This is a genomic window from Undibacterium sp. FT79W (assembly GCF_014284215.1).
Taxonomy (GTDB): domain Bacteria; phylum Pseudomonadota; class Gammaproteobacteria; order Burkholderiales; family Burkholderiaceae_D; genus Undibacterium; species Undibacterium aquatile.
Window position 1 is genome coordinate 1 of sequence record NZ_JACOGB010000016.1, and the last position, 12,333, is coordinate 12,333.

Here is a 12,333-nt window from a genome sequence, read left to right on the forward strand (position 1 = left end):
CAAATGGTTATGGACTTACAATCATGATCGTCCCAATACTGGGATCGGCGGCATTACCCCGAAACAAAAGCTAGCACTTGCCGCTTAGCCTCTACTTATCGGCCGCATTAAAAATGGGGGGATTACCAGGTGATATAGCCCTTATATACAAGCTAGAACTGCCCACTCCACACCGACAAGCTGGCTGGACAAGCACAAGAAACCTCATTAGATTGCAATACCTGGTTGATTAGACGGGTGTTGGCAATTCAGCTTGGTTCACCCATGGAATCATGCATCACTCTCGTTCCCCGTTGGTAAAGTGATTCGTTATTGGCACAATGGGCAATATTATTTGCGGCCCAGTAACCCGTGTTTTCCACTCGGTCAGTCAGACAGCGTCAGCACTGACATCTTTTATTTCTTGATAACTTCCATTTGCTCCAGGAACCGTGCAAGCGCTTCAGCAGTTGGCTCGCCCCATAACTCATCAGCATACCAAGAAGAAAACATTGCTTTGACAGTCGGGCTTTCAATACCTTTGTTTAGATTCAAAGCACTACTTTGGTTCGCTTCTTTGAACCGTTCAAATAAAATCTTTTTACCGGCCTCATCAACCTCATGGTACACGTCCAATGCCTCTTGCGAGCGTGCTGCCAGGAAACGATCCATTAGCGACTGCCCATCTTTGGCTTTTGGTTTTGGTAATTTTGCAGCGTTATTCTGTAGCTGCTCATTTGCTGCGTTCAATCCTTTCTTCAGGGTCCAACGGAAATAGGCGGCTGGAGAGTCTAATGGAGGACTATTTTTTTGTTTCTGACGATTTTCAACAAAAGAGATAGCTGCTTGAATATTTTCATCGGCATACTGTGCGACAAAGTCCGTTGCCTCCTGCTGGCTAAATCCTAATTTCATGATCCGGTTTATTAACTCTAGGTCGATTACTGGCGGAGCTGGGAATGCTAACTGTGGCTGCTGAGCATGATCAACTTTGAATTGAAGACGATCGATTTTTCGACCATTTTTATGTTCAATTAGCTCGACATTAATATCTGTGAGCGCATTTATCTGAGCAACAGCAGGTTTAATAACATCACGCTTAAAATACTTATATGGTGGGGGGGCATCTTTCGAAACCGCATTTCCCGTTAATGCACCGTACCAATGTTCGTAGGTTTCGATATGCGTTCTCTTTGACGGATTCGTTGCATAGCGTCGGCATATCTCATATAAAGCTAAAGCCGTTCCCGATCGCAATAACCCTTGATAGATAATATTTAAGCGAGTGTAAGTCCCCGGCGCCATGACAAGTTCATGCACTTCTGGGGGAAATGCGAAACCAAACCAGACCTGGCCGCCATGCTTTTTAAAACCTGTCGGATTCACCAGTGTTACCGAAGATACGAGGCGCTCGCTTGTCCATTGCGTCTCATTTTCCATCAAGAGTTTTATATTCTGTAACTCTTCTAATTGCAGTTTTAGAAATTCGGTATCTTTACTATCGTAAGAGGCATCTTTCGCGAGTTCAGAGAGAGGAATCCAGTAATACTTCTTTGCCGATGGTGTATCAATCGGTGCATTGATACCAGGTACCTTCATTGCCTGAGCGTGATACATCATGACATTAAACACTTTCCGAGTGAGTAGTGTCAGTTTGCCTTCCGTTACTCTTAGACCAATTGCTTCATTGGTCTTTCGAAATTCCTTTGATTCGGTAGTCTCGGTAGCTTCTAATTGCATAGTATCAAAAGCAACGATTTCCTTTTTTGATCTTCTAGTTACCATTAGCCACTACCTACCCTTTTTAGGTGAAAATAGGAAATCACCTTGCAAAAGGTGAAAAATTTGTTTTCTGATTCTCTCACCTTTTAATCGTATTGACCACAACCTCACCTTATTTAAGTGAGTTTCAACTACAAATTAGAATCACCTCAAAAAGATACCTGTGGAAGCTCACCAATGTTCCTGTATGCACTCACACTAAGTCCCTGTAAATACTCACCTGTATCGACGTTAGTACCTGTACACACTCACGAAAGAACCTGTATGCACTCACCATAGTACCTGTATTCACTCACCGAATCGGGCTGAGACCCGCATGAATAGTAGGTCTAGTGTTACTTAATTTGGTTTTAAGGTTTTAATAGGGTTTTTTATTAATAAAACCCTCAAGATAATAAATTTGATCCTGTGTGTATTTTTAGAAAAAATAACCGCCAAAGAAAGAACCTAACTTCTAAAAACAATCTTAAGTTTTTTTACAAAAACCTAGGTAAAGAGATTTGAAATCTCTTTACCTATGAGATTTACTGGTTTTCAAGGAATAAAAGTAGCTTTCGAAGATTCAAATAAATTTTAACTATCAATTCTCTACATTGAAACAGCAAGTTTTTCCTCCCCGTAGAAGCTCACCCTTTTGTTTTCATACAGGTATTTATGTCCTGAAATACACAATTATTCTCGCAACTAATGAGGTAACACCATGATTATCAACAAAAAATGATTTGGATAGCGACTAGCATACTTCTCAAACAGTAAATCTCGAAAAGAACCCCGTAAAAGCTCACCTTTCAAATTTAATCCCTGTTGATACTCACCTTTGCAAATTCATTAGGGGTTAATCAAAGTCAAAATTACTCCTATGTGAATACTAATCAAAAATCTACCTATTAATTATTCCATAGATTAAATGCAAGGATTTAACCTTACAAATAGAAAAAATCCTTGCAAACAGTTTGTACATATAATATTATGAAAAAAATTTAATTCTGGAGATTAATCTTGTCTAGCAAACCCTTTAAGGTACAAGCTGTAGCTAATTTACTTGGAATCACCGTGGATGCAGTGAGAAGGGATTCCGAAGAAGCAGGAATTCAGGTGGCAAGGCAAGCTGGTGATGGACCAAAAACGCGTTTGTTCACGATCCAAAATATTTATGAATTAGCAGCCTTTCGAGCAAAGAAAACACTCATTAAGCCGAAAAAAAAGGTCATTATGACCGTGTATGCGCCAAAAGGCGGCGTTGGCAAGACAACAATTGCGTCAAATCTTAGTTCTATTTTTCCGTTACTTGGTTTAAAGACCTTAGTTATTGACCTCGACTTCCAAGCTAACTTATCGATGTCATTTGGGTATGATGCTGAAATGACTCATGAAGAGGCAATTGAAGTTAACAAGCCAGTCGAAACGTGTGTGGATTTTCACTTCGGAAATCTTCTTCCTCAGTGGCAACAAAGCACGACTCCTTCCCTGGACTCAGTGTTGAAAAAGCCTTATGGAGAATTTGGACCTCATCTAATTCCAGCAGAAGTATCACTTGATAGGCTGGAAGCCTTGTTTACTTTAGACGCCATTATGAGTAAGCAGCCGGAATTGGCAATAGCAAAGTTCTTACATGAAGGTCGGTCTGGGCAAAATGTAAATCTCGATCTTTCGCAATACGACATTATTATTTTTGATGCACCTCCTGCAAAAAATCAAACTACAAGGGGAGCTTTGCTGGCAAGTGATTTTGTATTAGCCCCCGTGTCGATGGAAAAATATAGTACCAAGTCAGTGTCTTACTTATCTAAAGTCCTCAGCGAGATGGAAAGTAGCTTAGGAAAATATCCTGAGCTCATTATTTTAGGAAACTTTTTTGATGCGACAAGGGTTCGAGTGGCAGCGCAAGTATTGGCTTTAACAAATCAATATAAAAATGCCTGGTTGAACAAAACAATTGGTTCTAGTGAAGAATTTAAAAAAGTCTTGTCTTCTGATGATTATGAATTACCACTTGCCTTGGCTAAGCCCAGTGCACAGTCGGCGTTAGAGTTAAGGTCAGTTGCACAAGCATTAATTGAAAAAATGGGAATTCTATGAGTAATAAACATCAAACTGAGGCAGAATTTCAAGCTTCGCTTGCGGCAAAGTTAAGTAACATTAACAAACCACTATCCATGCCAAATATGGTAATGACAAAACCTCCAACTGGCCCTTCGAAGTCACTTGAAGAGTTGCTTCAGTCAAACGAACAACCCACTACCTCACAATCAATCGCGTCTGAAGAAAAGACAATTCAAAAAATCCCTGTCCATTTAATCGATGATTCCCCTTGGCAACCACGTACTAAATATGATGAAAGCTATATCCAAGCATTAGGCGAAATGTTAGTTGATCGCGGTCAGGATGATCCTATTAACGTCAGATTAATGCCTACTGGCAGATATGAACTGATTTCTGGACATCGTAGAGTTCGGGCAGCCAGGATGATAGGCTGGAGTACGATCAGTGCTCAAGTGAATTCTTTAGATGATCGAAGTGCTGAGCTTGCTACCTTGGTTAGCAATGAGGGACGCATCGATCTAACTGACTATGAAAAAGCAAAAACCTATAAACAGGCGATGAATCGTGGCTTCGCTAAAACGCAGGCAGAGGTCGCAAGATTGTTCGGTTGCACGCAGGCTCGTGTGGCACAGTGCTTGGGACTACTAAATCTACCTGATCCCATAAAGTCGATTTTAGATAAATATCCGAGTTTATTTGGATATCGCTATGGTCGAGTTATCGCTGACTTAATCAAAGAATTTCCTGATGGATTGGAAACTATCATTTTAGGTATCGAGAAATTAATTGATAACCACGATCTTAATGGTGATGATCTCCGAGCCTTTGTTGAGAGACAATTGGTTAAAAGAACTCGCGAACTTCCGAGGAAACCTACATTGATTGTCGATACAAATGGCGTTTCTTTGTTTTCGGTAAAAATAACTGAAAAGCAAATAATCATTGATATCAAGGAAAATGTTGATCTAGAAATAGCCTCTAAGAAAACATTAGCTGCTCTTCGAGATTTTGCATTATCAACCGGAGAAGAGGAATAAATTATAAGCAGCTTATAAATTGCTTTTTTGAAATATTTTATAAGCTGCTTATAATTCAATATTACATTTCAAATGAATTTGGAGATTTACAAACGAATCAAATTAGACAGTGTTTTCGACCGATAGATAATCTGATTGTAAAAGTTAATGATTAAGCCTGTAAAAGACAGTTAGGTTTTTTTATTGCGATATTTTCGGTTCCTACTATTATCCAAAAACCATTATGTCCTCACCGCTAGAAAGTATGGGGAATTCATATTGCTGATTTACATAACCTTGAAGGAGAATGTTCTTGGTTGTATTTGCGATTATGCACCACGACCCATTCTAGACAAGTTCATTCTCTTATTTCAATTGTTTGTCTCCATTTTCTAGTTGCTGCGCGTAATGCAAGTAGATAGTCCTTAGGAAAATGTGCTTCCATAATCTCTGCAAGCCATGCTTCTGACCCATCGGATCGTATGACAAAATGGTTCTGAATTTCGACTAACTTGAAACACTACGAACTTTGCTATGCTGGTTTTAGCCATTGTTGATTCATTCATGTTGCCAACTAAGATCGCACTATTCCATCGAGTCAGATCACTGCTGATTTGATGGCGAAAAACTTTCCTTCAATTATTGATCGTTGTGAACATCACTTTGACCTGTCCGAGAACGTTCTATCACTGCTATCTAATTCGCCGGCCTTGGCTGGTACTTCTTTAAGTATTTGTGAACTTCCCCCAATCAGTGCCACGTATTACTAGAGTTTTGAGGTTGGTGAAATGATCGATATTCAACAGGTGTCATCCCGTTAAGTGAATCGTGTAGGCATTGCTCGTTGTCATCGTTCACCCACAATTCCGTGCGTTCTTTGACCTCCTGCAAGTTCTTAAACACATACATATCCAACACCCCCTGGCGGTAGCTGCGGTTGAAGCGCTCGATGAAGCCGTTTTGCATTGGTTTGCCTGGTTCAATAAACTCCAAGTGGACGTCGTGCTTTTGTGCCCAGTCAGCCAAGGTCGCCGAGATGAATTCTGGCCCGTTATCCATTCTGATTTGCGCCGGAAAGCCACGCCAGGCAACGATACGTTCCAGCACCCGTAAAACACGGGACGCCGGCAAATTCAGATCCACCTCAATGGCCAGTACTTCCCGATTAAAATCATCGACGACATTGAAGGGACGAAAGCCCCTGCCACACCATAAAGCATCACTCATAAAATCCATCGACCAGCTCTTGTTGATTTCTCCCGGTACGACCAATGGTTGCGGGTCTCTGGTTGGAAGTCTCTTTTTACCAATGCGTCGCCGGTTCATCTTGAGTCCGCAATACACGCAATAGACCCGCTTATGATTCCAAACATGGCCGCGTCGTCTTATTAACTGAAAGTACTTGCCAAATCCCCGTTCCGTAAACCGCTCTGCTATTTCCTGCAAAACCGCAACGATGTCGTCGTCCGTTGTTGTTTGCCGTGTGTAGGTCAGGCTGCGTGAGAGCTGCTTTGCTTCTTATGTCGTGGAATTTGGCATTCCCTTTATCCGTCTAGCGTGTAAAACCCTGTCCTTCAGGGCGGGGATATCAGCGCGGGAGGCGTCAGCCTCCTTGCTTTTTGATCGTTCAACGATATACTGAGCACATATACAGTAAAATAAATGATACCCAGCGCTGCCACCTCACCCGCCACCTTCAACACGCGCGTCTTACGTCTGCGCTTGAAGGATAAACATGCCACCATGCTGCGGGATCGGGCCGTGTGGGTCAATCAGATCTGGAATTACTGCAATGACCTTCAACAGCAAGTCTGGCGTCGCGAGAAGCGTTTCCTCTCTGGTTACGACTTTGCCCCTTTCACCAAAGGCGCTGGTAAAGAAGGCATACCATTGCATTCTCAGACGATACAAGCGATCTCTGAAGAATACGCTACCCGCCGCAAACAATTCAAAAAAGTCAAACTGCGCTGGCGGGTTTCTCGCGGCGCTAAACGCTCATTAGGCTGGATACCATTTAAAGCCTCGGCGCTGTCGTATCGCAATGGCCAGTTCTGGATGTCCGGCATCGATCAGCCATTGTCCCAGTATAAGTTAGGCGCAGGCGCTATCGCTGAAGACGCACGCGGGCGCTGGTATATCAATATCACGGTCAAGGTGCCCAAAGCAGCTCTGACGGAGGGGCGTGCAGCGCTAGGTATTGACCTCGGTCTGAAAGACTTTGCTGCCTTCTCTGATCCGGTGTTGGATAATGTGGAGGTGCGGCAGTTCTACCGTGATCTGGAACCAGCTCTGGCGGTGGCACAACGCGCGAACAAGAAACAGCGTGTGAAGGCCCTTCACGCCAAGATCGCGAATCGGCGGAAAGACTTTCATCATCAATTAAGCACTGCACTGGTTCGCCGGTATGGTCCAATCTTCGTTGGCAACGTGAATGCGTCTGCCCTGGCACAGACACGGATGGCAAAATTCGTGCTCGATGCGGGGGGGGCGCAATTCAGAACCATGCTCCAGTACAAATGCGATGACGCAGGTGGATGGTTTGTAGAAGTCAATGAAGCGCATTCCACCCAAGACTGTTCTGCGTGCGGAGCACGCAGCGGTCCGAAAGGACTGAAAGATCTTGGAATAAGAGAATGGACTTGTCCGCAGTGCGGCACGACACATAATCGGGACCGCAATGCCGCTCAGAACATTCTCCGTCGCGGACGTGAGACGCTGGCTGCAGGAATCCCCGTCGTTTCCGCGTAAGTGGCAGTCTTTAGACTGAGGGCGGGGAGGACGTCAAAGTAGTTAAACTTTGCTGATACCTTGCCGGCGGAACAGTGTCACTTAACTTTTTGTTTGAGATACCTGTTTAATCTCACCTTTAATTTTGAAAAAAGCAGTTTTCTTAAGTTATTTTAATTGTCTAAATATTAATATCATAAGAATGATATCCCTGTTTTATCTCACCTATTAGGTTTAAAAATACTAAGGTGAGATAAATTTTGAAAATATTTCACCTTTCAAGATAAAATAGTTATTAAAAGAACTATAATCAAGTCTTTAAAATATTAAATTTACAATAATTAACTGCCATAATCTGAAAGGTGAGCATTTACGGGGAGCTTTTCATTTATCGATTTGCTTTTTTTGGTGACTAATACGATGAAAGGTGAGCTTTTACAGGAAACATTAGTCTCGGAATCCGAGACAAGTCTCGGGGTCGAGACTAAGTCATTATCTACGCAGATCATGACATGCCGGACAGAAAAGGTCGTCGCGCTGGCGAATATTACGCGCAGCAACTCAGCAAGCGACTTTTGGAAATGGGATTCAAAGTAGAAATTCGCTTACCCAAAACCGAAGGTACTGACTGGGCAGATGTGTGGATGGATGCCACCAACCGTCCTGGCAATATCCGCGATACTTTGTTGACCAACGTCATCCAGCAACAAACGGATGATCCTTATCGACTCATAGAAAGCATGTTGAAAGACAACATTTAAAACAGAAACACAAGTAAAAAGCCCTCCGGATATTATTTCGGAGGGCTTTTTTTTGTCTTGAGATTTGGAGAGTGGGGGAGGAACTTCGACGATTTATTTGATTCCTGCTGACGAAAAGAAATCGTCACCCAAGCCGTGTTCGATATTATCTACCGCGACAGTAGGGCAAGCCGATTGCTTATTGGTGGGAACCTTTTCAGGCAGTGCGATGACTTTCTCAGTCGTTTTCGGAACAATGATTTCTTGAGGTTTAGTAGAACTGCCTAATTCCCCTCCTTGAATCACCTCTGAACCGTGCTTGTTCAAGTATTCCTCTACGGCACGTTTAATAAAATGAGCACGATAGATTTTGTTCATTTTTGAATGCATGAACTCGTAGAGCAGGGGATATTCCGCATCATTAATAATCGTCTGAAATAAGACGTTAGCCATTGCTGACTCCGCGTGACAGTATCCGATCCGCCACCATTAAAAATCCAATTGTATTAGTGAATGATGGATCTGGCAGTATTTCAATACGATTCAGTGGAAATGTTTCTTCAATAACTTTTTCATAAAATGCTGCTCCGCCACCCGTCAACAAGATCGTATGAATATCCTGCGAACCACCAATGCGCGTTTTGATTTCTTTCACTACATCGGAAATGATCGGCGAGGATTTTGCCAGGAATGAATGTAACTCATCGACCGAGATGGTGTATTTGTAATACTCCAGTGCCTTCTTGTTCACAAAGCTATCATTAATGTCTTCGATATTGTCGTACTTTCCACCACCATAGGTATTGGAAATTTGTTCAGCAATGTGTTTGAGGACATTGGATACGCCGCCCATTCTTCCACCGCTTCGTCCATCGATCATGTTGTAACCTTTGGCGACAACCCAGTCTGTCGTCACATAGCCGATGTCAACGATGAGCCGGGTTTGACCATTGTTGACTGCCGCACGATTGAGTGTTGAATACATGGCCAAAGTACCGACAGGTTGCGGAATCACAATGACATTATCTACTTGAATTGTGCGGCCATTAATATCGTGACGACCAACAAACGTCTTTTTCAAAACATCAGCATAAAGCGGCATGGTGTGTACAGGAAGACCCAACGCGAGATATGGCACATGCGTCGCACCCGAATAATGCAAGGCCCCTAGTAACAGTGCCTTGTAGTTGTTTGTTGTTGGAAATTCCTCTGACAAAGAACGACCAGTACTGGCTTCGCTTTTGGCGAGATGTGAGTCCGGGCCGATTTCAAATGATGTATTTCCGACGACCACTTTGACTGTATTGCGCTTGCCACCCATTGATTCGTTGGTAGAGACAGTCACACCACTTGATATCGGTGCCAACGATGGAAATCCGCCCGTAATAATCACACCGTCAAGTTTCACCGCCCACTTAGTTTGTCCGAATCCTACATCCACTGCCACATTACCTTCGCTCATAACACCTCCACTTGATTGACAAAATTAAGTGTCTGAAATAATCAATTGACATTGAATTTCTCAGCCACCTGATAACACCATTAAACCAGTTAGATTTGCCTTAAATTTTTGGTATCGGACGCTATTTATTGCATCATTTATCGCTAACCATGGTTACTTCATGGTTACCTCATGGACAGGTCATGGATGCAATCGATTGGAGTCGATGGTAAAAATGCAAGTCATGGTTACTTCATGGTTACCTCATGGACAGGTCATGGATGCAATCGATTGGAGTCGATAAATAAACCGCAAGTCATGGTTACTTCATGGGTTGGTCATGGATACTGCTTTTTTAAATTTTGACCGTTTGTGATGTATGACGATTCAAAGTTTCGATAGCAGATGATTTGTCGAAAGGCACTAAAATATAGTGCTGATAACGCATGACAAACGAATTGCAGATCATTATTATCGTCAATGCAGCACAGAATTTCAGATTTTCGCTGGGAAACTAGCATCGTCAACGGCTTATGCCGCATTTTCAGTCTCTCGTTGTTTTGCTTTTCGTCTTGTTTTCCGCTCCAAAATTGGCAGCGGATTTTTTAAAAAAAACAAGAACTTAGAAGTGCAAAGAATGAGGGAACCAAAACAGTGATAAATATTGGCTCTCCGGTGTGTTTTCAATTATTTTGAGTAATTCTCAGGATTGGAATACACCGAAGTCAACTACACATTACGAATAGATAACTGGATATCGAATCACTCACAGCAGTGACATCGAGGGGAGGTTGGCCGCAATCGCGTGCGCTGACGAACTTCAATGAGAACGATCCGGCAAGTCGGTAGGGGCGGTAAGCCTTAACTCCGGACTTGAATGCCATCTTGGTAGCGCGTACCGAAAACGCGTGGACTCACGGCTTGCAAAATAACTGCACGCAGATCAAAAACAACAAGCAGCAAGATGTACAGGATGACGACGTTCTCATAGAAGAACGAAGCAAAGCCTGGCCGAACTGCTTTCGTTGTTGAAGTATCTGTGTTGCAAAGCAAAGTGCGTGATGAGCGAAAGCTCAGCTGGAAATGTTGCCTCCCAAATCCAGACTGCCAATCTTTATCGCTAAAGATCCGAGGTCGCATAGCGCCGTCCTGCAAAACGTTATTTGCAAAAGAACATGTTTCAACAAGGTTGCATAAAAGTCAATGCAACATTATTTGGTAAAGCAAAGGAAAACGCATGGCCATCATCTATGACTTCGAGAAAGACATCGCTGGATGCAACCTTCACCCGTTGCTGAAAGAGGAACTACGAAAGCTGTTTAAATCCAATCTGAGTAAGCCACACAGCAAAACACGCGTATCCACCTCACCGCTTGGTATTAAGACACAGCGCATGCGCTCGTTATGCTTGCTGGCCTCGTTGGAGACGCTACAGAAAAATGGATTGCATCGATTTACAACCCTGTCGAGTCTCAAAGAAAAACACATTCAATTTTTAATAGACGCATGGATTGCCAAAAATCAAGGACGTGGGACGATCGAAAACAAACTAACGTATCTTGCTGCACTGGCAAGCTGGCTTGGAAAGGCAAACATTGTTAAAGACGTTAGCGAATATGAACAGATCCGACAATTACCGAAGCGGTCCGGTACCACGATGACGGATAAAAGCTGGGAGTCGCGCAACATCGATGCACAACAGATGATCGCTCAAATTGCCGCAGACAATCCACACGTCGCGATACAACTGGCATTGCAGATCACATTCGGCCTGCGCACAGAAGAAAGCATGCTGCTCAGACCCTTCGACGTTCTCATGCGCCGGTCTGGCCAACTCTACCTCATGATTGCTGATGGCACAAAAGGCGGTCGTCCGCGCCGCATCGACGTGCAAGACGAAGCTGACCTGGACGTGATCGAATTGGCGAAAAATTACATCAACCGAAAATCCAAGACAACGATCCCCGAAGAATACACATTCCAGGAATGGAAGAACAAGTATTACTACTTGCTCAAAAAGCATGGCTTCACTAAAAAAAATCTCGGTGTGACCGCCCATGGACTACGCCACCAATACATGCAGAACCTGTACAAACAATTAACGGGTAGCGACAGCCCGGTACGCGGTGGGGAGCAGCCAGCACCAGACATTCTGGCGCACGCGCGTCAGGTTATTACCGAGCATGCCGGTCATTCGCGGGCATCGAAAGCCAACGCTTATATTGGAAGTCATGCGGCGATGAAAGCCAAAACGTCAAAAGACCTAACAAATAGGCAGATTCTCGACAGCTTGCAAAAAAATGGCGGCAATAAAATGGAAGCAGCAAAGCAACTCAATTGCTCCCGATCCTATCTTTACCAACGACTGAAAGACATAGACCATCATGATCATGCGTAATCCCAAACGGTTTCTGTGGACACTATCCCTGTTCTGGAGCCTCATGCTTCTGTTCGTCTTCATGGTATTTGTATTACTGCTTGACATCCTCCCTGCCGTAAACGACAGGGATTCCTACTGCGGTTAGGCGTAAACGCCGGACTCGCTTCGGTGGGTTCCTGCTGCTGGCGGCATTGTTGCACCACTCACTTCACAGGCTAATCGGGC

The 12,333-nt window shown here is 43.5% G+C and carries 8 protein-coding genes and 1 pseudogene; 5 read left to right on the top strand and 4 right to left on the bottom strand.

All coding sequences use genetic code 11. The features are described 5' to 3' along the window. Positions 1-396: 396 nt before the first annotated feature. Positions 397-1,764 (bottom strand): replication initiation protein, encoded by a 1,368-nt coding sequence (locus tag H8K38_RS18060; protein WP_186886243.1) that lies wholly within the window; start codon positions 1,762-1,764, stop codon positions 397-399. A gap of 996 nt (positions 1,765-2,760) precedes the next feature. Between H8K38_RS18060 and H8K38_RS18065 the strand changes: the two genes are divergently transcribed. Together H8K38_RS18065 and H8K38_RS18070 are read left to right on the top strand one after the other, a co-directional pair. Then, complete coding sequence (locus H8K38_RS18065; RefSeq protein ID WP_186886244.1) at positions 2,761-3,840, top strand: ParA family protein; 1,080 nt, start codon at positions 2,761-2,763, stop codon at positions 3,838-3,840. After that, positions 3,837-4,841, top strand: coding sequence for a ParB/RepB/Spo0J family partition protein (locus H8K38_RS18070; protein WP_186886245.1), 1,005 nt, complete (start codon positions 3,837-3,839; stop codon positions 4,839-4,841). The genes H8K38_RS18065 and H8K38_RS18070 overlap by 4 nt, the downstream gene beginning before the upstream one ends. A gap of 729 nt (positions 4,842-5,570) precedes the next feature. Here H8K38_RS18070 and H8K38_RS18075 read toward each other — a convergent pair. Then, positions 5,571-6,317, bottom strand: a pseudogene (locus H8K38_RS18075) (IS3 family transposase); the annotation flags it as partial. A gap of 165 nt (positions 6,318-6,482) precedes the next feature. Here H8K38_RS18075 and H8K38_RS18080 point away from each other — a divergent pair. Then, on the top strand, positions 6,483-7,568 hold the full coding sequence (locus H8K38_RS18080) for a transposase (protein WP_255423077.1): 1,086 nt from the start codon (positions 6,483-6,485) through the stop codon (positions 7,566-7,568). A 491-nt stretch (positions 7,569-8,059) separates the two neighbouring features. Then, positions 8,060-8,308 carry a hypothetical protein gene (locus H8K38_RS18085; RefSeq protein WP_186886246.1) on the top strand — a complete coding sequence of 83 codons (249 nt, stop codon included), beginning with the start codon at positions 8,060-8,062 and terminating at the stop codon, positions 8,306-8,308. Between the two features lie 93 nt (positions 8,309-8,401). Here H8K38_RS18085 and H8K38_RS18090 read toward each other — a convergent pair whose 3' ends face one another. Both H8K38_RS18090 and H8K38_RS18095 read right to left on the bottom strand, forming a co-directional pair. Beyond that, positions 8,402-8,740 carry a hypothetical protein gene (locus tag H8K38_RS18090; protein WP_186886247.1) on the bottom strand — a complete coding sequence of 113 codons (339 nt, stop codon included), beginning with the start codon at positions 8,738-8,740 and terminating at the stop codon, positions 8,402-8,404. Continuing rightward, the gene (locus H8K38_RS18095; protein WP_186886248.1) at positions 8,733-9,749 is read right to left on the bottom strand and encodes a PRTRC system protein D; all 1,017 of its coding nucleotides are present in this window, start codon (positions 9,747-9,749) and stop codon (positions 8,733-8,735) included. Before H8K38_RS18095 ends, H8K38_RS18090 begins: the two co-directional genes overlap by 8 nt. 1,216 nt (positions 9,750-10,965) lie before the next feature. On the opposite strand from H8K38_RS18095, the gene H8K38_RS18100 reads away from it, so the two are divergent. Then, positions 10,966-12,126: an integrase domain-containing protein gene (locus H8K38_RS18100; protein ID WP_186886249.1), complete on the top strand. Its 1,161-nt coding sequence runs from the start codon at positions 10,966-10,968 to the stop codon at positions 12,124-12,126. Positions 12,127-12,333 lie beyond the last annotated feature (207 nt).

Bases quoted from the DNA above. Each gene is read 5' to 3' on its own strand.
- H8K38_RS18095 (WP_186886248.1), bottom strand. From the start codon at position 9,749: ATGAGCGAAGGTAATGTGGCAGTGGATGTAGGATTCGGACAAACTAAG.
- H8K38_RS18085 (WP_186886246.1), top strand. From the start codon at position 8,060: ATGCCGGACAGAAAAGGTCGTCGCGCTGGCGAATATTACGCGCAGCAA.
- H8K38_RS18100 (WP_186886249.1), top strand. From the start codon at position 10,966: ATGGCCATCATCTATGACTTCGAGAAAGACATCGCTGGATGCAACCTT.
- H8K38_RS18060 (WP_186886243.1), bottom strand. From the start codon at position 1,764: ATGGTAACTAGAAGATCAAAAAAGGAAATCGTTGCTTTTGATACTATG.
- H8K38_RS18090 (WP_186886247.1), bottom strand. From the start codon at position 8,740: ATGGCTAACGTCTTATTTCAGACGATTATTAATGATGCGGAATATCCC.
- H8K38_RS18080 (WP_255423077.1), top strand. From the start codon at position 6,483: ATGATACCCAGCGCTGCCACCTCACCCGCCACCTTCAACACGCGCGTC.
- H8K38_RS18070 (WP_186886245.1), top strand. From the start codon at position 3,837: ATGAGTAATAAACATCAAACTGAGGCAGAATTTCAAGCTTCGCTTGCG.